Source organism: Pseudomonas sp. UBA4617, from assembly GCF_002386445.1.
In the GTDB taxonomy this organism is placed as follows: Bacteria; Pseudomonadota; Gammaproteobacteria; order Pseudomonadales; family Pseudomonadaceae; genus Aquipseudomonas.
Genome location: NZ_DGIR01000039.1, coordinates 128,040 through 154,602 on the forward strand (window position 1 = coordinate 128,040; position 26,563 = coordinate 154,602).

The 26,563-nt window shown below is 64.1% G+C and carries 20 protein-coding genes and 4 tRNA genes; 14 read left to right on the top strand and 10 right to left on the bottom strand.

The features are described 5' to 3' along the window. Positions 1-104 precede the first annotated feature (104 nt). The 14 genes from truA (at position 105) to B4L76_RS18060 (ending at position 10,734) form a co-directional block, all read left to right on the top strand. Positions 105-959, top strand: a complete 855-nt coding sequence (truA, locus tag B4L76_RS17995; RefSeq protein WP_296234359.1) for a tRNA pseudouridine(38-40) synthase TruA — start codon at positions 105-107, stop codon at positions 957-959. Positions 960-1,020: 61 nt separating this feature from the next. Then, a complete protein-coding gene (locus B4L76_RS18000) occupies positions 1,021-1,641 on the top strand; it encodes a phosphoribosylanthranilate isomerase (RefSeq protein ID WP_296234360.1) in 621 nt (206 codons plus the stop codon). Positions 1,642-1,856: 215 nt separating this feature from the next. After that, positions 1,857-2,750: an acetyl-CoA carboxylase, carboxyltransferase subunit beta gene (accD, locus tag B4L76_RS18005; RefSeq protein WP_296234361.1), complete on the top strand. Its 894-nt coding sequence runs from the start codon at positions 1,857-1,859 to the stop codon at positions 2,748-2,750. After that, positions 2,750-4,057: a bifunctional tetrahydrofolate synthase/dihydrofolate synthase gene (gene folC / locus B4L76_RS18010; protein ID WP_296234362.1), complete on the top strand. Its 1,308-nt coding sequence runs from the start codon at positions 2,750-2,752 to the stop codon at positions 4,055-4,057. Before accD ends, folC begins: the two co-directional genes overlap by 1 nt. Further along, positions 4,041-4,700 carry an SPOR domain-containing protein gene (locus tag B4L76_RS18015; protein WP_296234363.1) on the top strand — a complete coding sequence of 220 codons (660 nt, stop codon included), beginning with the start codon at positions 4,041-4,043 and terminating at the stop codon, positions 4,698-4,700. Before folC ends, B4L76_RS18015 begins: the two co-directional genes overlap by 17 nt. A gap of 169 nt (positions 4,701-4,869) precedes the next feature. Continuing rightward, on the top strand, positions 4,870-5,427 hold the full coding sequence (locus B4L76_RS18020; RefSeq protein ID WP_296234364.1) for a CvpA family protein: 558 nt from the start codon (positions 4,870-4,872) through the stop codon (positions 5,425-5,427). Between the two features lie 42 nt (positions 5,428-5,469). Continuing rightward, entirely contained in the window at positions 5,470-6,975 is a 1,506-nt protein-coding gene (gene purF / locus B4L76_RS18025) for an amidophosphoribosyltransferase (protein WP_170028951.1), read from the top strand. 15 nt (positions 6,976-6,990) lie between these two features. After that, a complete protein-coding gene (locus tag B4L76_RS18030) occupies positions 6,991-8,202 on the top strand; it encodes an O-succinylhomoserine sulfhydrylase (RefSeq protein ID WP_296234365.1) in 1,212 nt (403 codons plus the stop codon). Next, entirely contained in the window at positions 8,199-8,972 is a 774-nt protein-coding gene (locus B4L76_RS18035; RefSeq protein WP_170028953.1) for an SDR family oxidoreductase, read from the top strand. Before B4L76_RS18030 ends, B4L76_RS18035 begins: the two co-directional genes overlap by 4 nt. 128 nt (positions 8,973-9,100) lie before the next feature. After that, positions 9,101-9,176: transfer RNA gene (locus B4L76_RS18040), tRNA-Val, on the top strand. A gap of 66 nt (positions 9,177-9,242) precedes the next feature. After that, positions 9,243-9,319 (top strand) — tRNA-Asp (locus B4L76_RS18045). Between the two features lie 99 nt (positions 9,320-9,418). Then, positions 9,419-9,495: transfer RNA gene (locus B4L76_RS18050), tRNA-Asp, on the top strand. A gap of 141 nt (positions 9,496-9,636) precedes the next feature. Beyond that, positions 9,637-9,713, top strand: a tRNA-Asp gene (locus B4L76_RS18055). A 199-nt stretch (positions 9,714-9,912) separates the two neighbouring features. Beyond that, on the top strand, positions 9,913-10,734 hold the full coding sequence (locus B4L76_RS18060) for a DUF2242 domain-containing protein (protein ID WP_296234367.1): 822 nt from the start codon (positions 9,913-9,915) through the stop codon (positions 10,732-10,734). 232 nt (positions 10,735-10,966) lie between these two features. On the opposite strand, the gene B4L76_RS18065 is transcribed toward B4L76_RS18060, so the two are convergent. From B4L76_RS18065 to B4L76_RS18110, 10 genes are all read right to left on the bottom strand, one after another. Next, the gene (locus tag B4L76_RS18065) at positions 10,967-12,007 is read right to left on the bottom strand and encodes an AraC family transcriptional regulator (RefSeq protein ID WP_296234368.1); all 1,041 of its coding nucleotides are present in this window, start codon (positions 12,005-12,007) and stop codon (positions 10,967-10,969) included. A 4-nt stretch (positions 12,008-12,011) separates the two neighbouring features. Then, entirely contained in the window at positions 12,012-13,130 is a 1,119-nt protein-coding gene (locus B4L76_RS18070) for a nitrilase-related carbon-nitrogen hydrolase (protein ID WP_296234369.1), read from the bottom strand. Positions 13,131-13,306: 176 nt separating this feature from the next. Further along, positions 13,307-15,862, bottom strand: coding sequence for a fimbria/pilus outer membrane usher protein (locus B4L76_RS18075; RefSeq protein ID WP_296234370.1), 2,556 nt, complete (start codon positions 15,860-15,862; stop codon positions 13,307-13,309). An 85-nt stretch (positions 15,863-15,947) separates the two neighbouring features. Continuing rightward, positions 15,948-16,694, bottom strand: a complete 747-nt coding sequence (locus tag B4L76_RS18080; RefSeq protein ID WP_296234372.1) for a fimbrial biogenesis chaperone — start codon at positions 16,692-16,694, stop codon at positions 15,948-15,950. Positions 16,695-16,765: 71 nt separating this feature from the next. Beyond that, positions 16,766-17,365, bottom strand: a complete 600-nt coding sequence (locus B4L76_RS18085) for a fimbrial protein (RefSeq protein WP_296234374.1) — start codon at positions 17,363-17,365, stop codon at positions 16,766-16,768. Between the two features lie 114 nt (positions 17,366-17,479). Next, the gene (locus B4L76_RS18090; RefSeq protein ID WP_296234562.1) at positions 17,480-18,127 is read right to left on the bottom strand and encodes a response regulator; all 648 of its coding nucleotides are present in this window, start codon (positions 18,125-18,127) and stop codon (positions 17,480-17,482) included. Positions 18,128-18,196: 69 nt separating this feature from the next. Next, positions 18,197-21,409 carry a hybrid sensor histidine kinase/response regulator gene (locus B4L76_RS18095; RefSeq protein WP_296234375.1) on the bottom strand — a complete coding sequence of 1,071 codons (3,213 nt, stop codon included), beginning with the start codon at positions 21,407-21,409 and terminating at the stop codon, positions 18,197-18,199. Positions 21,410-21,492: 83 nt separating this feature from the next. Next, positions 21,493-22,686, bottom strand: a complete 1,194-nt coding sequence (locus B4L76_RS18100) for an EAL domain-containing response regulator (protein ID WP_296234376.1) — start codon at positions 22,684-22,686, stop codon at positions 21,493-21,495. After that, entirely contained in the window at positions 22,683-25,490 is a 2,808-nt protein-coding gene (locus tag B4L76_RS18105; RefSeq protein ID WP_296234377.1) for an ATP-binding protein, read from the bottom strand. Before B4L76_RS18105 ends, B4L76_RS18100 begins: the two co-directional genes overlap by 4 nt. Before the next feature lie 69 nt (positions 25,491-25,559). Further along, on the bottom strand, positions 25,560-26,546 hold the full coding sequence (locus B4L76_RS18110) for a fimbrial protein (protein WP_296234378.1): 987 nt from the start codon (positions 26,544-26,546) through the stop codon (positions 25,560-25,562). Between the last annotated feature and the right edge of the window lie 17 nt (positions 26,547-26,563).

A 26,563-nucleotide genomic window follows, 5' to 3' on the forward strand; every position in this document is an offset into this window, starting at 1 on the left:
CGCGAAGAGGTCATCAGAGGCAATGCGGATCCGACGGCAGCCCAACACGGCTGCCGTTGTCGTTATAATCCCCGCCATTCCGTACACCCACAGGTTTCCTGCTCTTGGACATCATCGACACCGCTGCCGCCGAGTCTGCGGCCGAAGGCTACTCTCGCATCGCCCTGGGCGTGGAATACAAGGGCGCGCGCTACCGCGGCTGGCAGCGCCAGGCCAGCGGCGTGCCAAGTGTCCAGCAAGCGCTCGAGCAAGCGTTGTCCAAGGTGGCCAACGAGCCGATCTCGGTCATTTGCGCCGGGCGCACCGACGCCGGCGTACACGGCTGCGGGCAGGTCGTGCATTTCGACACCCGCGCCGTGCGCGACGAGCGCGCCTGGACCATGGGCACCAACTTCAACCTGCCGCATGACATCAGTGTGGTCTGGTCGCGGCCGATGCCGGCCGACTTCCATGCCCGTTTCAAGGCCTGCGCCCGGCGTTACCGCTACGTCATCTACAACGACCCGATCCGCCCGGCGCACCTGGCCGAGGAGGTCACCTGGAACCATCGCCCGCTGGATGTCGAGCGCATGGCCGAAGCCGCGCAGTACCTGCTCGGCACCCACGACTTCAGTGCCTTCCGTGCCAGCCAGTGCCAGGCCAAGTCGCCGATCAAGCACATCTACCACCTGCGCGTTACCCGGCATGGCCAGATGATCGTGCTGGACGTACGCGCCACGGCATTCCTGCACCACATGGTGCGCAACATCGCTGGTGTGCTGATGACCATCGGCGCCGGCGAACGCCCGGTGGCCTGGGCGCGTGAGGTGCTGGAAGGGCGCAACCGCCGCGAAGGCGGGGTCACGGCGCACCCGTATGGGCTTTACCTGGTGCAGGTGGAGTACCCCGAAGAATATGCATTGCCCAGCCGTTACATCGGCCCACACTTTTTGACCGGCTACGAAGCATTGGCTGACTGACGGGCCAAACGTCATTTGTTAACATCCGGCCTTTCACTGCAACCGGCAGGGTTCGCTGTCCATGAGCAACGTTCGCAGCAAGATCTGTGGTATTACCCGCATCGAAGACGCACTGGCCGCTGCCGAGGCGGGGGCCGACGCCATCGGCCTGGTGTTCTACGCCAGGAGCCCGCGGGCAGTGGACGTGCGGCAGGCGCGGGCGATCATCGCCGCGCTGCCGCCGTTCGTGACCACGGTGGGGTTGTTCGTCAACGCCACGCGCTGCGAGCTGAACGAGATTCTCGAAGCGGTGCCGCTGGACCTGCTACAGTTCCACGGCGATGAAACGCCGCAGGACTGCGAAGGCTACCAGCGTCCCTGGATCAAGGCCCTGCGCGTGCGCCCGGGCGACGACCTGGAGGCGGCCTGCCAATTGTATGCGGGGGCCCGTGGCATTCTGCTGGACACCTATGTGGCTGGCGTACCCGGGGGTACCGGTGAGGCGTTCGACTGGTCGCTGGTGCCGGCGCGGCTGAGCAAACCGGTGATCCTGGCCGGAGGGTTGTCTGCCGACAATGTCGGCCAGGCCATCGCCCAGGTGCGGCCTTACGCGGTAGATGTCAGTGGCGGCGTGGAGCAAGCCAAGGGCATCAAGGATGCGGCGAAGATTGAGACCTTCCTGCAGGCGGTGAAACAGGCGTGATGGCAGATGTGACGGCTGGCTGCGCGCCATCGTCCATAGCTTTCGCAGCCCTGTAGGGCAGCCGTCAGCGTCTGTGGCGGCAGTACATACATTAGCGGTGGAGCGGCGCGCCGGAAGCCCCGGCGGTCGGTCCATCATCGTTCCATGAAAGATTGTGAGCTCAAGGGCAGGGCCGGCGCTAGCGGGCCCGCCTGCCGATACTGGAGAAAGAAAGCATGAGCAACTGGTTAGTCGACAAACTGATCCCTTCGATCATGCGTTCCGAGGTGAAGAAGAGCTCGGTGCCTGAAGGCCTGTGGCACAAATGCCCGGCCTGCGAGGCCGTGCTGTATCGTCCGGAGCTGGAAAAGACCCTGGATGTCTGCCCCAAGTGCAACCACCACATGCGCATTGGCGCACGTGCGCGTATCGACATCTTCCTCGACGCCGATGGCCGTGCCGAACTGGGTGCCGAGCTGGAACCGGTCGACCGCCTGAAGTTCCGTGATGGCAAGAAGTACAAGGATCGCCTGGCCGGCGCGCAGAAGCAGACCGGCGAGAAGGACGCGCTGATCTCCATGAGCGGCACCCTGATGGGCATGCCGATCGTGGTCAGTGCCTTCGAGTTCTCGTTCATGGGGGGCTCCATGGGCGCGATCGTCGGCGAGCGTTTCGTGCGCGCCGCCAACTACGCCCTGGAACACCGCTGCCCGATGGTGTGCTTCTCCGCCTCCGGCGGCGCGCGCATGCAGGAAGCGCTGATCTCGCTGATGCAGATGGCCAAGACCTCGGCCGTGCTGGCGCGCCTGCGTGAAGAAGGCATCCCGTTCATCTCGGTACTGACCGACCCGGTGTACGGTGGCGTTTCCGCCAGCCTGGCGATGCTCGGTGATGTGATCGTCGGCGAGCCGAAGGCGCTGATCGGTTTCGCCGGCCCGCGGGTGATCGAGCAGACCGTGCGCGAGAAACTGCCGGAAGGCTTCCAGCGCAGCGAGTTCCTGCTGGAGCATGGTGCCATCGACCTGATCATCCCGCGTGGTGAACTGCGCCCGCGCCTGGCTCGCCTGCTGGCGCAGATGACTGGCCAGGAAACCCCGGCGCAGGCGCGTGAGGCGGCTGCCGTCGCGTGATGACACAACGATCCCTGGGCGAATGGCTCGCCTACCTCGAGCAGTTGCACCCCACGGCCATCGACATGGGCCTGGAGCGGTCGCAGAAGGTGCTTGCCCGGCTGGCGCTGGGCAAGCTGGCGCCGCGCGTGGTAACGGTGACCGGCACCAACGGCAAGGGCTCGACCTGCGCCTTCGTGGCTTCGCTGCTGCGTGCCCAGGGGTTGAAGGTCGGCGTGTACAGCTCGCCGCACCTGTTGCGTTATAACGAGCGGGTGCTGATCGACGGCCAGGAAGCCAGCGATGAGCGCCTGTGTGCAGCCTTCGCTGCCGTCGAGGCGGCGCGGGGCGACATTTCGCTGACCTATTTCGAAATGGGTACGCTGGCCGCGTTCTGGTTGTTCTACCAATCGCAGCTGGACGCTGTGGTGCTGGAAGTGGGCCTGGGTGGCCGCCTGGATACCGTGAACGTGGTGGATGCCGACCTGGCCCTGGTGACCAGCATCGGCGTCGACCATGTCGACTACCTGGGCGATACCCGCGAGCAGGTGGCCTTCGAAAAGGCCGGCATCTTCCGTCAAGGCAAACCTGCCCTTTGTGGTGACCTGGATCCGCCCCAGCCGCTACTGGACAAGGCCGCCGAGCTGGCTGCGCCTTTGTTCCTGCGCGGGCGGGATTTCGACCTGGCCGATGCCGATGGCCACTGGAGCTGGCGCGGTACGGCCGCGACGGGTGAGCCGGTAGCGTTGCCCGACCTGCCTTTGCTCGACCTGCCGATGGAGAACGCCGCGCTTGCCCTGCAGGCCTACCTGCTGATGGGGCTGCCGTGGAGCACCGGGCAGATTCGCCAGGCGCTGCTGGATACCCGTATCACCGGGCGCCTCGATCGCCGGCAGCTGAGCTGGCAGGGCCGGCCGGTGGAGCTGTTGCTGGATGTGGGGCACAACCCGCATGCTGCCGAATACCTGGCGCGGCGCCTGGCAGCGCGACCGCTGAACGGGCGTCGCCTGGCGGTCTTCGGGCTGCTCGCGGACAAGGACCTGCACGGCGTTGTCGCGCCGCTGCAAGGCCTGGTCGACGACTGGGCGGTGGCGCCATTGGACACCCCGCGCAGCCGCCCGGCTGCGGAGTTGGTCGCGGCCTTGACGAACCTCGGCGCCGCGGTGAAGTCTTATGCCAGCGTCGACGCCGCCCTTGAAGGGCAATGCGCGCAGGCGACGGCGGATGACCAGATCTTGCTGTTCGGTTCGTTTTTCTGTGTTGCCCAGGCGCTGGAATGGCTGGAGCGGCACGCCCAGGAGGGTGGAGTAGATGGCAGTGCTGGATAAAGGGATGAAACAGCGCATGGTGGGTGCGTTGGTGCTGGTGGCGCTGGCGGTGATTTTCCTGCCGATGCTGTTCACCCGCGAGGACGAGATGCGCCAGGTGCACGTCGAGGCCCCGCAGGCACCGGCCATGCCAAGCCTGCCGGAAGTGAAGGTGGAGCCGGTCACCGTGCCGGAGCCGCAGGCCATTACGCAAGAGCCACAACAGCCACCGGTGGTGGTGGAGGAGTCCACCGCACCGGCGAGCCCGCCCAGCCAGCCAATCACCCCGTCGCCGCAGGTGCAGGTGCAGCCGCCCAAGGCGCAGGCTCCTGCGCCCAAGGTCGAGCCCAGGCCGACAGCTGCCCCAGCGCCGGCCGCAGCCGTGGCCAAGCCGGAAGCACCATCGAAGATCGACGTCAATGGCCTGCCGGTCAGTTGGTCGATCCAGCTGGCCAGCCTGTCCAACCGCGCCGGTGCCGAGAAGCTGCAGCAAACCTTGCGTAGCCAGGGCTACAACGCCTACATCCGCTCGGCGGGTGGCATGAACCGGGTGTACGTGGGGCCGTTGATCGAGCGCGCCGAGGCCGAGCGCATGCGCGATGCGATCAACCGCCAGAACAGCCTCAAGGGCTTTGTGGTGCGCTTCCAGCCCGAGCGCAGCTGATCCCGGTTGACTCGCTCCTGGGTCAACCGCGCATTTCTCTTCTGTGCGCGATCCCTGTGGGGGCGGGTTTGTCCGCGAATGATCCAGCCCCAATCAACCTGACATTCCGCTTACTCCCAGCCCGCTGCTCTGGTAAAATGCGCCGCCTCAAACGTCTGCAGGCAGCACCGTGGCATTTACCCTGGTTGATTGGGCGATCATCGCGATCATCGCCGTCTCCACACTGATCAGTCTCAAGCGCGGCTTCGTCAAGGAAGCCATGTCCCTGCTCATCTGGATCATTGCCGGTGCGGTTGCCTGGATGTTCGGCGGTTCGCTGGCGGTGTATCTTGAAAGCTACATCCAGACGCCGTCGATGCGTGTCATCGCCGGCTGCGCCATTCTTTTCGTCGCTACCTTGCTGGTAGGCGCCATGATCAACTTCCTCATCGGCGAGCTGATCCGCGTGACCGGGCTCTCCGGCACCGATCGTTTCCTGGGCATGGCCTTCGGTGCCGCGCGCGGGGCCTTGCTGGTGGTAGTGGCCATCGGGCTGATCAGCCTGGGGCCGGTTCAACAGGACACCTGGTGGCAGGAATCACGCCTGATACCACAATTTCTCTTGGTCGCCGACTGGTCGAAAAACCTGATCCTGGGGTTTACCGGCCAGTGGACACCCAGTGGGCTGATCGGCACTCCGGCTGATCTTCCGTTCAAGGAACAGTTGCTCGGGCCGGCAAAGCCCTGAGCGCTATTCACTCAAGTTTCGTCAAAGTAGGGGTTGCGTCGCATGTGTGGCATCGTCGGTATCGTCGGTAAGTCGAACGTCAATCAGGCGCTGTATGACGCGCTTACGGTCCTCCAGCACCGCGGCCAGGACGCTGCCGGTATCGTGACCAGCCATGACGGCCGGTTGTTCCTGCGCAAGGATAATGGCCTGGTGCGCGATGTCTTCCAGCAGCGCCACATGCAGCGCCTGGTCGGCAATATCGGCATCGGCCACGTGCGCTACCCGACAGCGGGCAGCTCGACCTCGGCCGAGGCCCAGCCGTTCTACGTCAACTCGCCTTATGGCATCACCCTGGCACACAACGGCAACCTGACCAATGTCGAGCAGCTGGCCAAGGAGATCTACGAGTCCGACCTGCGCCACGTCAACACCAACTCCGACTCGGAAGTGCTGCTGAACGTGTTCGCCCATGAGCTGGCCGTACGCGGCAAGCTGCAGCCGACCGAAGAGGACGTGTTCGCCGCGGTGTCCCACGTGCACAGCCGCTGTGTCGGCGGTTACGCCGTGGTGGCGATGATCACCGGCTACGGCATCGTCGGTTTCCGCGACCCCAACGGCATCCGCCCGGTGGTGTTCGGCCAGCGTCACACCGACGAAGGCGTGGAATACATGATCGCCTCGGAAAGCGTGGCCCTGGACGTGCTCGGCTTCACCCTGATCCGCGACCTGGCACCCGGCGAAGCGGTCTACATCACCGAAGAAGGCCAGCTGTACACCAAGCAGTGCGCCGACGCACCGAAACTGCAGCCGTGCATCTTCGAGCACGTCTACCTGGCTCGCCCGGACTCGATCATGGACGGCGTGTCGGTGTACAAGGCACGCCTGCGCATGGGTGAGAAGCTGGCCGAGAAGATCCAGCGCGAGCGCCCGGACCACGACATCGACGTGGTCATCCCGATCCCGGACACCAGCCGCACCGCGGCCCTGGAGCTGGCCAACCACCTGGGCGTGAAATTCCGCGAAGGTTTTGTCAAGAACCGCTACATCGGCCGTACCTTCATCATGCCCGGCCAGGCCGCGCGCAAGAAGTCGGTACGCCAGAAGCTCAACGCCATCGAGCTGGAGTTCCGCGGCAAGAACGTGATGTTGGTGGACGACTCGATCGTGCGCGGCACCACCTGCAAACAGATCATCCAGATGGCCCGCGAAGCCGGGGCCAAGAACGTCTACTTCTGCTCCGCAGCCCCTGCAGTGCGCTACCCCAACGTCTACGGCATCGATATGCCGAGCGCTCACGAACTGATCGCCCACAACCGCACCACCGAACAGGTGGCCGAGTTGATCGGCGCCGACTGGCTGGTCTACCAGGACCTGCCGGACCTGATCGAATCGGTCGGTGGCGGCAAGATCAAGATCGAGCACTTCGACTGCGCGGTGTTCAACGGTGAATATGTCACCGGCGACATCGACGAGGCCTACCTCGACCGCATCGAGCAAGCCCGCAATGACCTGGCCAAGGTCAAGAACCAGGCAGTCAGCGCGATCATCGACCTGTACAACAACTGATTCGGGAGCGACGGCATGACGGATCAATGGGATGCCGGGCGGCTGGACAGCGACCTCGAGGGTGTCGGTTTCGACACCCTGGCGGTGCGCGCCGGCCAGCACCGTACACCGGAGGCCGAGCACAGCGAAGCGCTGTTCCTGACCTCCAGCTACGTGTTCCGCACGGCAGCAGACGCCGCCGCGCGCTTTGCCGGCGAAACGCCGGGCAACGTCTATTCGCGTTACACCAACCCGTCGGTGCGCGCCTTCGAGGAGCGCCTGGCGGCCATGGAAGGCGCCGAACAGGCCGTGGGCACGTCCACCGGCATGGCCGCGATCCTCGCCGTGGTGATGTCGCTGTGCAGCGCCGGTGACCACGTGCTGGTGTCGCAAAGCGTGTTCGGTTCGACCATCAGCCTGTTCGAGAAGTATTTCAAGCGCTTTGGCGTGCAGGTGGACTACGTGCCACTGGTCGACCTGGGCGGCTGGGAAAAGGCCATCAAGGCCAATACCAAGCTGCTGATCGTCGAGTCGCCGTCCAATCCGCTGGCCGAGCTGGTCGATATCACTGCCCTCAGTGAAATCGCCCACGCCCACGGTGCCATGCTGGTGGTGGATAACTGCTTCAGCACCCCGGCGCTGCAGCAACCGCTGAAGCTGGGTGCCGACATCGTGTTCCACTCGGCCACCAAGTTCATCGATGGCCAGGGCCGCTGCATGGGCGGCGTGGTTGCCGGGCGTGCCGAACAGATGAAGGAAGTGGTCGGTTTCCTGCGTACCGCAGGCCCGACCCTCAGTCCGTTCAACGCCTGGATCTTCACCAAGGGCCTGGAAACCCTGCGCCTGCGCATGCGTGCGCACTGCGAAAGCGCCCAGCTGCTGGCCGAATGGCTGGAGCAGCAGGAGGGCGTGGAGAAGGTGCATTACGCTGGCCTGCCGAGCCACCCGCAGCACGAGCTGGCCAAACGCCAGATGAGTGGCTTCGGTGCGGTGGTCAGCTTCGAGGTCAAGGGCGGCAAAGAGGGCGCCTGGCGCTTCATCGACGCCACCCGGGTGATCTCCATCACCACCAACCTCGGTGACAGCAAGACCACCATCGCCCACCCGGCCACCACCTCCCACGGCCGTCTGACACCGCAGGAGCGTGAAGCCGCGGGTATCCGCGACAGCCTGATCCGCGTTGCCGTGGGCCTGGAAGACGTGGCTGACCTGCAGGCCGACCTGGCGCGCGGGCTGGCAGCACTGTGATCGAGATCGGCGGTGCTGCGCCCGGCCACAACGGCCGGGTTGCCCTGGTCACGGGTGCCGCCCGCGGCATCGGCCTGGGCATTGCCGCCTGGCTGATCTGCGAAGGCTGGCAGGTGGTGCTCAGTGACCTCGACCGCCAGCGTGGTGCCAAGGTGGCCAAGGCACTGGGTGACAACGCCTGGTTCATTACCATGGACGTTGCCGACGAGGCCCAGGTCAGTGCCGGGGTGTCCGAGGTGCTGGGGCAGTTTGGCCGCCTGGACGCGCTGGTGTGCAACGCGGCCATCGCCAACCCGCACAACCACACCCTGGAAAGCCTGAGCCTGGCGCAGTGGAACCGCGTGCTGGCGGTCAACCTCAGTGGCCCGATGCTGCTCGCCAAGCACTGTGCGCCGTACCTGCGCGCGCACAACGGGGCGATCGTCAACCTGACGTCGACCCGGGCGCGGCAGTCCGAACCCGACACCGAAGCCTACGCAGCAAGCAAGGGCGGCCTGGTGGCCTTGACCCATGCGCTGGCCATGAGCCTCGGCCCGGAGATCCGCGTCAATGCGGTGAGTCCGGGCTGGATCGACGCCCGCGACCCGTCGCAGCGCCGTGCCGAACCGTTGACCGAGGCCGACCACGCCCAGCATCCGACGGGCAGGGTAGGGACAGTGGAAGACGTAGCGGCCATGGTGGCCTGGCTGTTGTCGCGCCAGGCGGCATTCGTCACCGGCCAGGAGTTCGTGGTCGATGGCGGCATGACCCGCAAGATGATCTACACCTGAGCGCTTTGCCCGGGCAGTGCGGTTTTTGCCATTTTTTGAAAAAAATCCAACGGGGCTATTGACTTAGCTCCACCACCTGCGTAAATTTCGCGGCCTCAGCGAAGCAAACGCAACAAGCAACATCGCGAGGGTGATTAGCTCAGCCGGGAGAGCATCTGCCTTACAAGCAGAGGGTCGGCGGTTCGATCCCGTCATCACCCACCACTTCCTGAGAAGTTCCTGGTGCTCAAGGTTTCGCAAGAAGCCGATAGCCAGAGAGGAGCGCACTGCGCAGCGGTAGTTCAGTCGGTTAGAATACCGGCCTGTCACGCCGGGGGTCGCGGGTTCGAGTCCCGTCCGCTGCGCCATTTTTCAGTAACAGATGGGTGCCTGGCACCGGTCTGAGTCGCAAGGCAAGCTGCCTTGGGCTGATCCCAGTTTCAATCGGGCGCAAGCCTGAACGATACGCAGCGGTAGTTCAGTCGGTTAGAATACCGGCCTGTCACGCCGGGGGTCGCGGGTTCGAGTCCCGTCCGCTGCGCCATCTTCGTTTCAAGGTCCCTTGAACACCTTGAAGCAAACACAAGAGAAGCGATCCAGTCATCGCTTTTTTTGTGCCTGTCCTGAGGCCATCGAGCCGGAAGGGTAGACCCAGGTTTCAATCGGGCGCAAGCCTGAATGATACGCAGCGGTAGTTCAGTCGGTTAGAATACCGGCCTGTCACGCCGGGGGTCGCGGGTTCGAGTCCCGTCCGCTGCGCCATCTTCGCCTCGAGGCCCCTTGAACGCTTCGAAGCACGAAAAAGCGACCTCAGGGTCGCTTTTTTCGTTTCTGCACTTGGCCGTCACCGGCCTTGGCCCAGATTTACACGAATCTGACAGACTCTTCACCGATCAGCGGTTCCTGTGCCTGCCTGCTGTGTTGCACAATAGGCACCTTTCTGACTTACCCGGAATACGCAATGACCAGATCTACCGTCTTTGGTGCGCTCGGGCTGGCCCTGGTGCTGGCGGGCGTGACCGGTTGTTCCTCGAAGAAAGCCGCCGTCTACGAGCATGAAAATTTCGATGACTCGGGCACCTTCTCGCGCAGCTTCCCGGTGAGCGATGCCGGCTCTTGCGAGGCCGCCCGGCGCGCCTTGCTCAGCCAGGGCTACATCATCACCAGCAGCGGTGCCAACCAGGTGGTGGGCAACAAGAGCTTCCAGCAGAACAGCGAGAATCACCTGCAGATCAGCTTCAACGTCACCTGTGCACCGGACGTGAGCGACGAGCAGCGCTCGACCATGTTCGCCAATGCGCTGCAGGATCGTTATGCCCTGAAAAAGTCCAACACCTCGGCCAGCCTGGGCGTTGGCGTGCTGGGTTCGGTGTCGATGCCGATCGGCTCCAGCGACGACTCCATGGTCAAGGTGGCCAGCGAGACGGTGACGGCGGCGCAGTTCTATGATCGCTATTTCGCCTTGGTGGAGAGTTATCTGCCCAAGCCCAAGCCGAAGCAGGCGAGCAAGGCCGAGGCCGAGGCGCCCGTGCAGAAGGTCGAAAAGCCTGCGGCGGACCTGGGGTTGCCGGAACAGGCGGCTGTCAACCCGGCGCCTGCCCCGGCAACTGCACCTGTTACTGAGGTTGCACCAGCGCCTGCAGCCACAGCCACTGAAGCGGTAGCGGCACCAGCGGTGGATGACAGCCAAGGCTCGCAGCCGGTGGCATCGCCGGCCGAGGCTGCACCGATTGAAGTGCAGCAACAGGCCCAGCCTGCCGAGGCTGCTTCCCCCGCTCTTTGACGAAGTACCTGCTATAGACGGCCCAGCGATAACTTTCGGAACACCTGCTACGTTTACCACTCATATGCTTGTCATCGTTCCTTCATCTCACCTGCTTAGGGTGAAGGCGACGGCTATCAAGAGAAAATGAGCAAAGAGGACGCAGGGTTATGGATGAATACCAGGAAGAACTTCTCGAATACCAGGCTTATGAACTGGACCCGCCGGAACCGGCTGACGACGCCACCGAGCTCTAGCCCGCCCGCCGCTGGCTGCGGCGGAACTCGCCCGGCGTAAGGCCTGTCCAGCGCTTGAAGGCGCGCTGGAAGGCCTCGGCCGATGCAAACCCCAACAGATAGGCGATCTCGCCAAAGGCCAGTTCCGTATCGCGGATATAGGTCTCGGCCAGGTCGCGCCGTGTTTCGTTGAGCAGGTCGCGAAAACGCGTGCCTTCCTCGGCCAGTTTGCGGCGCAAGGTCCAGGGCGGCAGTTGCAGGTGCAGTGCCACTTCTTCCAGGTCCGGTTCGCGACCGCCATTGAGCAATGGGCCTAGCAGATGGGTGATGCGTTCACCCAGGCTGCGTATGCGCGTGCGTTGCAGCATCTCCGCCTCGCACAACTGCAGCAGGTGCTGCCAGGTGCTTGGGCAATGCCGCGGGTTGGCCAGCTGCAGCGTGGCGCGGCCCAGGCGCAATTGATTGCTTTCGGCGGCAAATTGCACGGGTGCGCTGCACAATGGCTGGTAACGCTCGGCGTAGGCGGGGGCTGCAAACTCGATTTCCAGACGCTCGGCCTGCACCGGTGTGCCGGCGAGGTCGCTCAACTGGGCCAGCCAGCCAGCGAGCAGGGAGTCGACGACAAAGCGGTTGTAGGCGTTGTAAGGGCTGATCGAGTAGAAGCGCAGCCAGGCGCCCTGGGCATCTTCATGGAAGCTGGAATGGCCACGGTAGTTGGCCGCATATAGCGGCTCGAAGCGCAGCAGGGTACGCGCCGCTTCGCCCACGCTGGGCGCCTGGGCCGCCGTGACCCCGGCCAGCCCGGCGTGCGCCAGGCGGCTCAGGCGCCCCATGTGCAGGCCCAGCGCAGCCTCGCCGCACAGTTCGATGGCGGCGTGCCCCAGGTGCATGTAGCGGGGTATCGACAAGCGTGCATTGGCCTCGCCCAGGCGTGCCGCGTCCAGGCCATAGCGCTGCAACAGCGGCTCTGGGTCGTGGCCAAGCTCGCGCAGGGCCTCGCTCAGCGGCTGGACAAAGCCGACCGAAAGGTCGCCCAGGCGCACATGGGGGCGGGCCACTGGCCTACAACCACAGGTTCAGCAGGCGGGCGCCAGGGCTGGGCGTTCCCGCCAGCAGTTCGCCGGCATGGCGGGCAAAGCCCTGGCCGTCGCTGCCCTGTTCCCAGAACTGCCCGCGCATGAACACGCTCATGCTGCTGACACCGGTCCCGGCGGCCTCGGTCAGGCGCTGCCAGGCGGCCTGCTCGCTGACTTCGCCGCGCTGCAAGGGCAGCTTGGAACTGGCAGGCTGATGACGGTTGCCACGCCAAGGTGCCTGCCAGCTGCCCTTGCCGCTGAGGAATACCGGGTTGGCGATCAATTCTACTGCCTGAAGGGCCAGTTGCTGGTGGTTTTCCGGGTACCAGCTATCGCTGCCCACCAGTACCCCCAGGCGCCCGGCAGGGGTCTGCACGACCTGCAGTGGCTGCTGGCGGCCATCGTGAACATAGCGGCGCATTTCGCTGTCAGGGAACTGTTGACGCTGTGGCTGGCCGAGCAGCGAGCCGTCGCCGGCGAACACCATGCTGCTGTTGAACAGAGGTCCGTTGCCGGCATGCAGCACGCCCTGTTTCACATAAGGGGCGGGAAGGACGATGGAGCCAGCCACCAGGGTTACATTGAATTCCTTGGCCAAGCCGCCGAACAGCTGCTGGTAGTCCGTGGCCATCTGTTCGGCCTTCATGCGCAAATGTGCATCGGCGCGGCGGTCGTCGCCGTCAGCACCGAGCATGGCCAGGCCATAGCGCAGCGGGTTGCTCAGCTCCAGCCATTGCAGGGCTTCACGACTTTGCGTGACTTGGTACAACTCATTCTTTTCGCCGCGCGCCCACAGCCAGGTGCCGATGTGCTCGGGCAGCACCACCACCGTGCGCGGGCCCACCAGGCCCTGGGCTCGGGCCTGTTCCAGATAGGCCGCGAGCTTGCGGTGCAGGCGTTGCAGGTTCTGGTAGTCGCCCGGGTACAGCAACGGCTCGACGCCGAGCAGGTTGCCGTGCTCGCCGGGTACGCCATGGTTCAGCGCCAGTTCGATGCGCAGGTCGGACAGGTAATGGCCTTCCGGGCGCTGCTGGGTCCAGAAACCGTAGCCACAGAGTGCGGCGGCCATCACCAGCGCCAGGGTGCTTGCCAGGAGTTTTCGCATCAAACTTCAGCTTTCACCTAAAAATGAGCCGGCAGTGCAGAAATCAAGGATGTAGTGCGGCCGGATTCATCGGCTTTGGGGTCCTTGTTGCGCTGCGTTTTGCACAATCGCATCTGGATCATACCAAAGCTGCCGGGCACTTAGGCGCATTCTCTGCTGCGCAAAGAGCCCGGGTATCACGGTTGGCAGACCAGGCGCTGGCGCTCGTAGTTGACCGCCTTGTCCCGTTCCGGCAGGTCGTAAGGTGCCGTGCACTGGCGCTCGCCCCACTTGATGGTCAGGCTGCCCTGGTCCTGCTCCAGCAGCACCAGGGCTTTACCGCTCGGGTCGGAAATTGCCAGCTGGCGGCCTTCGGCATCCTCGACCGATGCCCCGAACGGTATCAACTGGCCGCGCTCGTCGAACAGCTCGAACTGCACCCGACGCCCGCTCTTGCCGGTGTAGCGGGCAAGCACTACGGCGCCGCGGCGCGGCACCAGCTGCTGGGTGGCGTTGTCGATCTCGATGTCGCCACCGAGGTCGCGCGTGTCCAGGCTTATCCAGTTGACCCGATAGGGTTGGGCGCTGGGGATCACCGCATAGCCATTGCGTCCGGTTTCCACACCGCTGTAGCTGCTGATCTTCGCCCCCTGTACACCCGGTACTTCGGCCAGGGCGAAGGTTTCGCTGAGGGTCTGGCCGAGGTTGATGCCGCCCTGGTGGGCGACCACGGCGCCGGCAACGTTCAGGTTCTGCGAATCGTAGCCGCGCCCCTGGCTGTAGCCCAGACTGATGTCGGCGAACGAGGTGCGGGTGTTCAGGTTGGCCGAGGCCGAGCTGCCGCTGGTGCGGCTGTGGCCGCCCTGGATCGAGTAGAAGGTGTCGCTGGTTTCCGACAGGTAACCGTTGATACCGGCCTGGGTGGTGTCGTTGCCTTTCTGCGTGCTGCTGGTGACGAACGCCCGCGGTGCGCGGGCGCGGCCGCCGAGCGGGAACGAGAGCGACAGGTTGAACTGGGTATCCTGCCCCGAAAGGCCTGAGGTTCCCAGCTCCTTGGTACGACTGACGTCGAGGTTGTAGGAGATATCGCCCCAGTTGTTGCTGTAGCCGGCCGACAGGCTCTGCGATCCGCCGCGGTTCCAGTAGCGCTGGTCGCTGGCCGTCAGATACAGGCTGCCAAGTGCGCGGTCGCGGCCCAGGCTCTGGTTGATGGTCAGGTCGGTGCGGGTCTTGGAGTTGCCGCTGCGCTTGATCGCCTCGCTGCTTTGGTCCTCGATATGCTGGGTGAGGGTGCGGAAGCCCTCGGTCGAGTAGCGGTAGGCGGCCAGGGTGAAGTTGGTATCGGTGCCGGTGAAGGTCTTGGCGTACAGCGCCCGCAGGCTGTTGCCCTGGGTGGTCTGGCCCTGGGCCTTGCTCGAGGAATGGGTGACATCGAGCGAAAAGGCGCCCAGCAGCGTGTTCAGGCCGCTGCCCAAGGCCAGTGCCCTGTAGTCGTCGGTGGCTTGCAGGCCAATCACCCCGGTCACGGTGTTGGTCAGGCCGTAGGCCAGCGTCGTGCTGAGCATCTGCGGCGTGGCCAGGCCCTCGCTGTTGCTGTTGTAGCGCCCGGCGGACAGGCTGTACTTGACCTGGCCGCCACGGACCATCAGCGGCAGGCTGGAGAACGCCTGCACGCTGACCCGCCGGCGACCGTCGGCCTCGATGATGGTGATTTCCAGGTCGCCGTTGGAGCCGCTGGGGTAGATGTCGCTGATCTCGAACGGGCCGGGCGGTACATTGGCGGTGTACAGCAGGTAGCTGTTCTGGCGGATCTCGACCCTGGCGCTGGTCTGCGCCACGCCCCGCACCACGGGTGCGTAGCCGCGCTCGCTGTCTGCGCGCATACCTTCGTCCGAAGCCAGCTTCAGGCCCCGGTAGCGCACGCTGTCGAACAGGTCGCTGTCGCTGAAGATGTCGCCGGCGCTGAACTGGCCCTTGAGCGCGGTCACGTCGTGCTGCAGGTAGCTGCGGTTGCTCTTGAAGCTGTCCGGTCGCCCGGTGCCGCTGCTGAAGTTCGACTCGTTGCGCAAACGCCAACTGCCCAGGTTGATGCCGTTGCGCAAGCTCAGATTGTTGTTCAGCCGGGTCTCGGCATCAGCGGCGTTGCGGCTGGTGTTGAATTGATAGTTGACGAACGCCACAGGCACCCCCGCGTCCCAGAGTTGCGGGTCGACGTAGCCGCGCAGGCCGCGCTTCATGGCGACCTGCGGAATGCTGGCGGACAGGCGCAAGTGACCCGAGTCATAGTTCAGGCTGGCCTGGTCGATCAGCGTGGGCAAGTCGTGGCAGGCCTGCGCGGTATCCAGGCGCCCCTGTGCCCTGAGTTTGTCCATGTCGATGCCCAGCTGCTCGAGCAGTTCCAGGGTCAGGCACGGTTCCACGCGTCCGGTGTGGGGGTTGCGGTTGAAGTCGATGTCGCGCCGGCCCACCAGTACCTCGTTGCTGTACAGGTCTACCCGGTAGTTGCCCGGCAGCACACTGCTGGCCGATAGCAGTAACTGCAGGTCGACCGTCGATTGCGCACCTTGCAAAAAGGTGGTGTTGAAGCCCTGCAGCTGTGGGTCGTCCTGCGCCGCCGCGAGGCCGGGCAGCGCGCTGCACAGCAGCAATGACAGGGCGCTGAGCTTCCAGGCTGGACGAGGCGTTGCGCCATTGAGCGCACGCGCGCCTGCATTGGCACCGTCTACGGAGCGGGGGGGGAAGGACAAAGACATACTAGGAACCTATTTCATGTCCCGGCACGGGCTGGGCACGGCGAGGCCGCACACGACCGGGGCGCGCGAGGTGGGCGTTAGGCGTTCACAAGCTGATGGCGGGTTCGGCAGGCTTGGCACTACCTGGCTGGGCAGGGTTCAGCAGCACGGAATAGCCATGCTGGGCGCCATAGTCGTTGATGCTCTTGAAGGTGAGCGTCAGCGGGCCGTCCACTTGCGAAAGTGCCGAGCTGAATGTCTTTTGTTCACCGGGGGCGATCATGGTCGAATCGGCGCTGAACACGCTCTGATTACCGCGTCTGACTTCGATGTCGGCCATCGACACGTGATACAAGCTGGGGTTGTTCACGCTCAGCTTTGCCTTCCCCGATTGCTGGGTCACTTGCCAGACCAATTGTTCCGGTGCCAGCAGGGCATCGCCGGGCAAGTTGGCCGGGCGGAAGAAAATCTTGATGCGTTGGCGCACCGCCAACTGCAAGGTATTGGCCTGGGTACTGGCTTGCGGGATTTCCTGCACATTCAGCCAGACCACCGATTCGCGATCGGTCGGCAGGCCTTGGCCTTCATAAAGGATACGCAGCAGTTGTTCCTGCTTGGGCATTACCCTGGCCAAGGGTGGGGTGATGGCAAACGGCGCCTGCGCGCTGTCGCCGGCATCCACCCAGGACTGCACCAGGACTTCCTGGTTGCCATTGCGCACGATGACATTGGCTTCCTTGTGAGCACCGTCGAACACGACGCGCGTAGCGCTCAGGGAGATGCTGGCGGTTGCCTGGGCAGCGACGAGCATGCCCAGCAACCCGAAAACGGGATACAGAGAACGACGCAACATGGTTGGGGTACCTTGCGGGACGAAGAAGTGGCGAGGCTGTTCAGCCTCGCGCGGGGAGCAGGGCGAATCGATTACTCGTACTGCAGGATGAACGGCAGGGTGGCGTCACCACGACCGGCGGTGGCAGTGCCGGCAGCGCCGGTGGTCACGTAGGCTGCCGAGAAGCTCAGGGTGGCGTCACCACCCGCAGCGCCAGTGCCGTGGACCTCGCTCTGGATCTTGGCGGTGGCGGCCGAGCTCAGGTCGATCAGGTTGCCGTTCGGGTCGAGCAGGGCGATGCCGACGTTGGCTGCGGTGCCAGTGCCTTTGGTCAGGGCCAGGACCTTCTTGCCGGTGACCAGGCCGGAACCGCCGCTGTTGGCATCGAAGACCATCGCCACCTTGGTGCCGACGTTGCAGTTGACGTTGAGGTTGAAGTCCTTGCCGGTCACGCGGCCTGCGGTCGGGTTCTCGGCGGTACCCATGTCCTTGATCGAGACGGTGCCCATGTCCACGGCAATGACGCGGTCGGCATTGGCGCCGTCGACCGAACAGGCGTCATTGTTGATCACGCCGGTGAAGGAAATCTTGCCGCTGCCACCTTTGACTGGCCCGGTAGGCTCGGCAGCCAGCACGCCGGCGGAAGCGGTAATCAGCGAGAGGGTCAGTGCGGCCAGGGAGAATTTATTCATTTTGATGTCCACATGAAAGTGAGTAAGTGCTGCAACTAATTGCACGCTCACAATATGTCAGGTGGTTTCCCTAGCCCATCAGACGAATCTTAATGGTCGGCCAATCATGCTTAGTTAATTGAAGATATGACTGGCCAAGCAATAGGCCAATAATTCCTGGTCGCTGTTTACTTCAAGTTTACGCATGGCGGAAACTTTCTGCGCACTGATGGTCTTGGTACTTCGGTGTTGGCTGCGGGCAATTTCGCTGACACTTTGTCCGGCCACGAACAGGCGTAGTATTTCGAATTCCTTGGGCGATAAGTTTTCTATCCGTTGGTCGATGGCGGTGTTACGGGCCACTACCGAATGCCTTGCCCGTTCCGGCGCGCGATAGGTGCTGTTGCGCGCCACGGCATTCAAGGCCTTTTCGATTTCGCCGTGCAACTGGCTCTTCTGGATGACACCGTCCACGCCCAGTTCCTGCAGCCGCGTGAGGATCAGCGGGTTGGAAATCATCGTCAGCACGAGAATGCGAACAGTGGGATAGTGGCGCTTGAGATAGTCGATCAGTTTCAACCCGTCACCGTAAGGTGAGTCTGCCGGCATGTTGTAGTCGGAGATGACCATGTCCACGGGTTGGCGTTCGAGCAGTTCGATCAGTCCTTGCGAGCACACGGCTTCGCCGACCACGCAAAAGCGCGGGTCGCGTTCGACCAGTTCACGGACGCCGAGCAGTACGATGGGGTGATCGTCGGCGATGATGACCTTGAGTTTTTCCATAAGTGACGACCCGTTAGCCAATGCGGATGAGAGGGTGGTTTCCATGCGTTATCAGCGCTGTAGTTGTTTCTATGCAAGGCTGTCGAGCATGGCCGACAGCCGGTCCAGCACCTCCCGCATCCTGGCCGCCAGGGTAGCGTCGAGCGGCGAGTTGGCCAGCGCGTCCTCCAGTGCGCAGCACTGCTCGGACAGGGCTCGGGCCTGCACCGCGCCCAGGGCCCCGGCGACGCTGTGCAAGCGCTCGCCAAGACGCCGATGGTCGCGTTGCTCGAGGGCCAGGCGCAACTGCTGCAGATCCTCGTGCATGGTGCTGATGAACAGCGCGCGCATGCTGTTGGGCACTTGCACGGTGTCGCCGGTGGCAGGCAGGGGCGAAGTGCCATGGGTGTCCGCTTGCGCCTGGCTGGGCCCATCAACCAGTACCGGCCGGCACAGACGGAGCAGATGGCTGCGCAAGGCCTGCAGGCTCAACGGTTTGACCATCCAGGCATTCATGCCCACTTCGAGGCAGCGCTGGCCCTCTTCGCGCAGGGCATTGGCGGTAACGCCGATGATCGGCAGACGGGCGTCGTGCTGGCGCAGCGTCCTGGCCAGCTCGTAGCCATTCATCAAGGGCATGTTCACGTCGGTCAGGACCAGGTCGAACAGGCCTGGCTGCCAGCGTTGCATGGCCTGTTCGCCATTGGCCGCGACGACCGTGGTGCAGCCCAGCGCCTCAAGTTGCTCCTGCAGGATCGCCTGGTTGATCGGATTGTCCTCGGCCACCAGGATATGCAGGCGTAGAGCGGCGCGTTGCTGCTGCACGGTGTTCTGCTCATCGGGCGACCCGCCCTGGCGCACCACCTCGATGATCTGGGCGATGGCCCGCACGTCATGCAGATCCACCCGCCAGCAGCCGTCGATGAACGCGCCGGGGGTAGGGCCGTCGCTGCTGGCGCAGATCCGCTGGCCGTGCCAGTTGGCAGCATCCGCGCAGTCGAGCAGGTCTACCAGCAGTGCCTGCTGGTTGTCCCTCTCCAGGGGGGGAATGGTCAGGGTCGCGGCGATACCCAGACGCTGCAGCCAGTCGACGCCATGCTGGGCAAGCTCCGGTATCGGCGCACGTACATACACCGGGGTCGGGTCGGGCACTACGCTTGGGCAGTCGCTCAGCTCCCCCGGTGCCAGTGGCAGGCTGATGTTGAGGGAAAAGCTGCTGCCCAGGCCCGGCTCACTGACTACCTTGATCTGGCCACCCATCATGTCGGCCAGCCAGCCGCAGATCGGCAGGCCCAGGCCCGCACCGCCCTCGCTGGAAGCGTCGGCGACCTGGTAGAACAGCTCGAAGAGCCTGGCCTGCTGCGCCTGAGAAATGCCAATGCCGCTGTCGGCAACCTGCCATTGCAGGCGCACGTGGGTGTCGTCGAGCGCCAGCACGCGGGTGCGCAGCACCACCCGGCCGGTGTCGGTAAACTTGATGGCGTTGCTCAGCAGGTTGTTGAGGATCTGGCGGATGCGTATCGGATCGCCCACCACCTGCGCCGGCAGGCGGGCGTCATGGCAGGCATAGAGCAATAGGCCTTTGCGCTCGGCAAAGGCGCGATACGTGCGCACGGTGTCCTCGAGCATGTCCAGCGGGCAGAACACCACGGGTTCGAGCGCCATCTGTCCGGATTCGATCTTGGTTACATCCAGCACGTCACTGATCAGCTGGAACAGGGTTGCCGAGGAGCGCTGGATAGTGTGCAGGTATCCTTGCTGGCGTGCATCCAGGTGCGTCAGGCCGAGCAGTTCGAGGGTGCCCAGCACGCCGTACAGCGGGGTGCGGATCTCGTGGCTCATGGTTGCCAGGAACAGGGTCTTGGCGGTGTTGGCGGCGTCTGCGGCGCGCCGGGCTTCGTCAAGCGCCTGGGCGTCCTCGACGTGGCGGGTGACGTCGTTGAATGCGTATAGGCGCACGTCTTCGCCGTGGTAGCGGGTCGACACGTAGCCGACCTGCAGGTGGCGGCCTTCGACCTGCAGGTAGTGCTCGCCACTGCGCGTGCTGCCCACTGCCGAGGCGAGGGTGTTGACCAGCTCGCGGGTGCCCTGCCATTGCTGCGCCCGCTGGTTCTCCAGCAGTATTTCGTTGTCGGCGCTGCGGACCACGCACAGGCCGGTCGGGGCGGTGTCGATGACCACCCGGCTGAAGGCTTCGCTCTCGGTGATGATCTCATGGGCTGCACGCGCTGGCAGGATGACCTGGCGCTGATACCAGCGAATGGCCACCCGGCCCAGCCCGATGAGTACCAGGAACGTGGCGGCGATGCTGGCCAGCGACCAGAACGCGTAACGGAAGAAGTGCCGGTAGGTCACGGTGTAGACCGCACTCCAGCCACCGTTGGCCTGTTCATGGAGACGGAACACCAGGCCTTCGGGCTTGATGTTGAGGCCTTCACGCAGCCCCTTCAGCGGGGTAGGCGCGCCGATCAGCATCTCGCCGGATGGCGCGATGAGGTTGAAGTGGTCGTATACGGTCCAGTCCATGATTCGCTCGAAATCATCGATCTGGGCCAGGTCAAGAAGCGACGCCACTAGCGTGGCTTGGCCGTCTGCCTTGCCCGGGCGCAGGGAGACGTTGGCGTAGGCCAGCAGGCGCGGCGGGGACGCCTGATCCGGTTGCTCGACATAACTGCGCCAGATGATCCTGTTGCCTGGGCTCCAGTCCTTGCCCTGAGGCTGGCGCGCCATGACCTGCCTGATCACATCGATGAACGGTTCTTCCTCCAGCTTGCCCCGCCCGCGTCCTGCGGCGGGAACGGTAATGTCGTAACGGGCATCCGGCGAGAACAGGAACACCTGCGGCGAACGGTACGGGGAGGCCGACCAGAACATGCTGTAGAAGCTGGCGAGGTTCGCCCCCAGGGTGAAGATGTCCGATACTTCGCGGTCAGCCAGGTTGTGCGGGTCGAGCTTGAGGCTGAACGGCATGGAAAATGGAAAGATCTGGCCTTTGTAGATGTCCGGCCCTTCCTCGGGCATTGGCGTCAGCGCCGGCTCGAGCGCACGTGGGTAGTCGAGCAGCTCCCCCTTGGCGCTGCGTTGCACGAGGGCCTCCAGGAAGGTTTCCTGCTCCTGGATATTCTCCATCAGGCGGGCGAAATGGATGTTGATCGTATCGCTGTGTTCGTCGATCAGGCGCCCGAACGACCAGAGACCGAAACCGGCCAGCAGCAGCGCCAGGCCCAGCAGGACGGTCATGCCTTTGTTCAGGCGCAGGGAGCTGCGGGCCAGGTTTTCCAGCAGGGCGTTGTACTGTTTCATGCAAGGATCCGGAAGGGCGTGGGGGCATCGATACCTAACGAATATACCTTTGATGCCCGGCCGGCGCTGTGAGTTACAGCCGGTCAGTAGGCGGACGGAGGACCGTCGTTGTGCAGCAGGCGCTGGAACTGTTCCGCCGACACGGCATGGGAGATCAAAAAGCCTTGCACCTGGTTGCAGTCGACCTTGCGCAGCATTTCCAGCTCCTGAGGCGTCTCGACCCCTTCGGCGACCACGGTGAGCCCGAGCTTGCGACCCAGGGCAACGATGCTGGCCAAGGCCGAGGCCAGGCTCTCGCTTTCATCGCAACGCTGCACCAGCGCCCGGTCTATCTTCAGTTCGGTGAAAGGCGTCGAAACCAGGCTCATGTACGAGCTGTAGCCTTTGCCAAAGTCGTCCTGGGACAGGCCGAAACCTTTCATGCGCAAGCGGCAGGCGCCTGCATAGAAGTTGCTCAGCTGTTCGGGAATGGAGCATTCCATCAGCTCGAAGCACAGCTTGCCGGGCACGCCCTGGTGGTGCAGGACAAATTCCAGCAGCCGATCGGCCAGGTCATGGCTGTTCAACAGGTGGGTCGGCAGGTTGATCGAGACCGGGATGTCATAGCCCCGTTCGCGCCAGCGCGCCTGGGCATCCATGGCTTGCTTGAGCATCACCCACAGTAGCCTTTCCTCCAGGCCGAAGGCATTGATCGTTGGCAGGAAGGTGCCTGGCAGCAACACCCCTTGCTCCGGGTGCATCCAGCGCACCAGGGCCTCGGCCGCGACGATGCGACCATTGTGCAAGGACTTCTTGGGTTGGAACCAGGCCTGAAAAGCTCGGTTGTTCAAAGCATCGATCAGGGTCTGGCGTTCGAACTCGGGCGGGGTGGGTACCGCCTGGGCCGGTGCCTGATGGTGCAACTGCAATTGGTCGATCAGGCTGCGCAGCGCGGCGGGCTCGACCGGCTTGGAGATCAGCCCGAGCACGTCCACGCCGAGGTTCTTGGCCACCAGGCTCGCCGCCATGAGCATGCGCCGCGAGGCCACGCTCATGATCGCCAGGCCTGGCTTGTGGCGCAGGCCGGCCAGGTGCTGGATGAACTGTACACCGTCCATGCCGGGCATCAGCAGGTCGGTCAGGACCAGGTCGACGTCTCGCTGGCGCAGGCGCTCCAGCGCTTCCTGACCATCCCGGGCCGCTTCCAGGTTGAAGCTGCCAAGCTCGCTGAACAAGTGTTGCAGGTACATATGCTGAAAGGGGTGGTCTTCGACAATCAGGATGTTAAACGTCTTCAAGGGCTACCTCGATATGGGGCCAGGCAGTTGAACAGGACTTGCAGGTTGAAGGGCTTGATCAGGCAGCGATCCATGCCGGCGGCCAGGCACAGTTCTTCCTCGCCGCGCAGGGCATTGGCAGTGGCGCCGACGATGGGGCGGGTGCAGCCCAGCCGGCGCAGGGTCCGGGCTAGTTCGTAGCCGTTCATGCCTGGCATGTTGACGTCGCTCAGCAGCAGGTCGAAATGCTCGCGCTGCCAGGTTTGCAAGGCCTGCTCGCCATCGCTGACCAAGGTCACGCTGCAGCCGAGCTCCTCGAGCTGGTCGCGCAGGATTAACTGATTGATGACGTTGTCCTCGGCAACCAGCACGTGCAGCCCAAGCGGCTCGGTCAAGGGGGCCGGCGCGGCGGAGTCCCTGGGCCGGCGCAGCCCCTGGGCCTGGCCGACAGCATGGTGCAGGGCGCCCAAGTCGTTGAGGTTGACCTGCCAGTGACCGGCCTCGTGGCGCGCCTCCCAGCAATCCTGGGCGCTGGCCAGGATTCGCGGGCCGGGCCATTCGGCGACCAGCCAGCGTTCGACATTGCCGGGATGCAGCTCGACCAGCAATTCGCCGGGCAGGGCGCTGCCTGGCGCCGGCGCGCCGACCTGCGCGCGCGCACCCCAGCGACAAAGCCAACCACTGATGGCTTCAGCCAGTTCGTGTACTGGCGATACCACGTGAATGCGTTCGCCTAGCAGGTTGAACGGGGCGCTGGTGCGGCCTGACGCCACTTCCAAGGGTAGGGTCAGGCTGAAGCTGCTGCCCAGGCCCAGCTCGCTGACCAGGCGCAGCTGGCCGTTCATCAATTGGGTCAGGCGCTGGCAGATCGGCAGGCCGAGCCCGGTGCCGGGAATGACTTGGCTATGGCCTTCGGTCTGGTAGAACGGGTCGAAGATGAACGGCTGGTCCTGTTCAGCGATGCCCTTGCCGGTGTCCGAGACCTGCCACAACAGACAGGAGCGTTCGCCGTCGCGGTTGAGCAGCCTGGCCCGCAGCACCACGCGACCGCAATCGGTGAACTTGACCGCATTGCTCAGCAGGTTGTTGAGGATCTGGCGGATCCGGTTGACGTCGCCGATCAGGTGTTCCGGCAAGCGTGGGTCCAGGCAGCTGTAGAGCTGCAGCCCCTTGCTCCTGGCTGCCGCGCTGTAGCCCTGAACCACCTCGCGGACCAGGTCCGGGGCACTGAATTCGCTGAGTTCGAGGGCCAGCTGACCGGCCTCGATCTTGGACACGTCCAGCACGTCGCAGATCAACTGCAGCAAGGTTGACGAGGAGCCTTCGATTGCCCGCAGGTAATCGCGCTGCTGGGCGTCGAGCTCGGTGCGCGACAGCAGCTCCAGGGTGCCCAACACGCCGTACAGCGGTGTGCGAATTTCGTGGCTCATGGTCGCCAGGAACTGGGTCTTTGCTTCGTTGGCGGTGTCGGCCGCGCGCCGGGCGTCCTCCAGCGCGGCCTCGATCTGCTTGCGGGCGCTGATGTCGCTGAACGCGCAAAGCAGCACCTGCTCGCCCTTGTAGCGGGTTGGCGAGCAGCTCAGGTACAGGTGGCGCCCTTCGGCGCTTTCGAAATAGTCGCTGCACTGGCCTTCGGGTCGCTCGAAAGCCTGCTCGATCCATTGCGCGCTACGCGTACCGCGTGCCGGGTCCTGGCCCAGCCACTGCTGGGCCAGGTGGTTTTCCAGCACCACCTGGCCATCGCTACGGCGCAACACGCACAGGGCGACGGGGGCGGTTTCGATGACGTCACGGCTGAACATCTCGCTTTCCACCAGTGCACGGATGCGTTCGACCGTGGGGGTGAACAAGCGCTGGTCGAACCGCTGGATCAACACCCGTATCAAGGTGATGCTGAGCACGCAGAACAGCAGGGCACCGAGCAGTTGCTGCCACAGACCGGCAAGGATCGCGGACAGGTCGATCGCGTAGACCAGTTGCCAGTCCGAAGACATCAAAGGTTTGCTGATGACCAGGTACTCTGGCAGGAACCCCTGGCCGGCGAAGCCGAAGAAGTTGTTACCCACGGGATGGCGCAGCGAACCGTCCAGCGTCGGGCCTGGGCTATTGGTGAACACCAGCATACCATCGGCATTGAACATCATGAATTCGCCCGCGCTGGCATCTTCGAGCGACGGCGACACTGCATGGCTGTCGATTTCCAGGCCCAGCCAGCCAGAATCCTGGGCGCGTGCGTCCAGGCGCAGGAAGATGAACAGGCGCGAGCCTTGGGCGGCCTGGTCGGCCAGCCACAGTTCCCGAGGGGCCGTGGCCCGCAGCTCCGCGGCGCGCAGCTGCTCCAGCAGGGCTGGCGAAGGCAGCGAGGCCTGGGCGTCAGCGTGGTACAGCCAGCGCATGGGGGCCTGAGCTGCTGTATCGACATACAGCAGGTTGACCTGCCGGGCCTTGAGGTAGGCACACATGCGCTGGGTCAGCCACAGGCTCCAGCGTTTGCCCGGCTGGCTGCCCAGTTGCAGGTGCACTTCCTCGCCCGGTGCCAGGGGCAGCCAGTCGACACCCGGCGCCGTTTGACGCACGGCTGCGAGGCTCAGGCTCTCCAGCAGCGCTTCGCGGTTGGTGAAGAAGGTATGGGCCTCGGCGATCGCGCTGCTCATGGCGCCATGGCGCCGAGCGATATCGGTGTTGAAGGTAAAGGACAGGAAATTGTAGGCCGCACCGAGAATGCCGGCCGATAGCACGATCGCCAGCAACCGAAGCAGGCGGCGTGCTGCCTCGGGGTTGGAGAGCAGGGGGTTGATCTGTTGCAGGTAGGCTTTGAGTCGCATCCCGCAAATTTAGGTGGGCCGCTGGCAACTGGACATCAGACGATCCTTAAAGGCCGCCTGGCCGAGGGTTTACTGGTAGTACAGGTCCACCAGCGCCGTGGCTTCGAACGGACCGGGGATGGGTGCCGAGCGCCAGATCAGGTCGGCGCGGAACGGGTTGTGTACCATGCTCGGCGCGGCCAGGTCGGCCAGCTTGAACCAGGTGGCGAAAGGCACCGGCTGGTTGCTGTCTTGCTGGGTCAGGGCAATGCCGACGGAGGTGTTGTTGGCGGGTACCAGCAGCTTGTCGATGACGTTGGCGCTGCCAGCGACCGGCGTGAAACGGGCATTGACGGTGTAGGGCGTGTCGCAGGACTTTACCAGGTCGAGGCTGAAACTGGCCGAGCTGGCGACCTGGCCGACCTGTGCCGAGCTGGTCAGTGCACGGCGGAAATTGACCACCGACGGCAAGATGGTCAACTCGGGAGAGCAAGGCACGAAGCGGATGTTGTTCATCCCGGTGACGACATAGTTGAAGTTGCTGTCGGGTTTGGGGTTGAGTACGTACCCGCCGTCCAGCTGGAATACCCGGTATTCGCTCAGCGTGCTGGCTTGTCCGTCGGTTGGCGTTGTGCCGTACTTCTCGATGAACACGGTGAAGGTCAGGGTGAACCGGGCCTTGTCCCAGCCCGTGCAGTTAGCCCATTTGCAACCATAAAACGTGTTGTAACCGGTGGTGACGGCACCCGAGCTCTGGGTAATCGTCTTGGACCCATAGCGAATTCCGACCCGTATGCCGTTGCCGACGTTGGCCTTGGCTGGGTTGACATAGAAATAGATGTCCTCTTTGCCCCTTTCATAGTCATCAGCGCAAATGACCGGCACAGAGTGTGGCGCCGACTCCCAGATGATCGTGCCATCGGGCGCGTCGGCCGGTACCGCCAGCGTGGTGCCCAGGGCCTCTTTCATCACCGACGCCATGGACGGGTCCAGCTTGCAGGACAGCGCGTAGCTGGTGGCGGGGCAGCAGGCGGCGACTAGAAGCAGGCCAAGCAAGTGTTTCCGGATCAGGTTCATGAGTGGGTATCCTGTGG

Excerpts from the sequence above, each read along its gene's own strand:
- B4L76_RS18000 (WP_296234360.1), top strand. The coding sequence starts at position 1,021 with ATGAGCAACGTTCGCAGCAAGATCTGTGGTATTACCCGCATCGAAGAC.
- accD (WP_296234361.1), top strand. The coding sequence starts at position 1,857 with ATGAGCAACTGGTTAGTCGACAAACTGATCCCTTCGATCATGCGTTCC.
- folC (WP_296234362.1), top strand. The coding sequence starts at position 2,750 with ATGACACAACGATCCCTGGGCGAATGGCTCGCCTACCTCGAGCAGTTG.
- B4L76_RS18015 (WP_296234363.1), top strand. The coding sequence starts at position 4,041 with ATGGCAGTGCTGGATAAAGGGATGAAACAGCGCATGGTGGGTGCGTTG.
- purF (WP_170028951.1), top strand. The coding sequence starts at position 5,470 with ATGTGTGGCATCGTCGGTATCGTCGGTAAGTCGAACGTCAATCAGGCG.
- B4L76_RS18030 (WP_296234365.1), top strand. The coding sequence starts at position 6,991 with ATGACGGATCAATGGGATGCCGGGCGGCTGGACAGCGACCTCGAGGGT.
- B4L76_RS18060 (WP_296234367.1), top strand. The coding sequence starts at position 9,913 with ATGACCAGATCTACCGTCTTTGGTGCGCTCGGGCTGGCCCTGGTGCTG.
- B4L76_RS18070 (WP_296234369.1), bottom strand. The coding sequence starts at position 13,130 with ATGCGAAAACTCCTGGCAAGCACCCTGGCGCTGGTGATGGCCGCCGCA.
- B4L76_RS18075 (WP_296234370.1), bottom strand. The coding sequence starts at position 15,862 with ATGTCTTTGTCCTTCCCCCCCCGCTCCGTAGACGGTGCCAATGCAGGC.
- B4L76_RS18080 (WP_296234372.1), bottom strand. The coding sequence starts at position 16,694 with ATGTTGCGTCGTTCTCTGTATCCCGTTTTCGGGTTGCTGGGCATGCTC.
- B4L76_RS18085 (WP_296234374.1), bottom strand. The coding sequence starts at position 17,365 with ATGAATAAATTCTCCCTGGCCGCACTGACCCTCTCGCTGATTACCGCT.
- B4L76_RS18090 (WP_296234562.1), bottom strand. The coding sequence starts at position 18,127 with ATGGAAAAACTCAAGGTCATCATCGCCGACGATCACCCCATCGTACTG.
- B4L76_RS18095 (WP_296234375.1), bottom strand. The coding sequence starts at position 21,409 with ATGAAACAGTACAACGCCCTGCTGGAAAACCTGGCCCGCAGCTCCCTG.
- B4L76_RS18105 (WP_296234377.1), bottom strand. The coding sequence starts at position 25,490 with ATGCGACTCAAAGCCTACCTGCAACAGATCAACCCCCTGCTCTCCAAC.
- B4L76_RS18110 (WP_296234378.1), bottom strand. The coding sequence starts at position 26,546 with ATGAACCTGATCCGGAAACACTTGCTTGGCCTGCTTCTAGTCGCCGCC.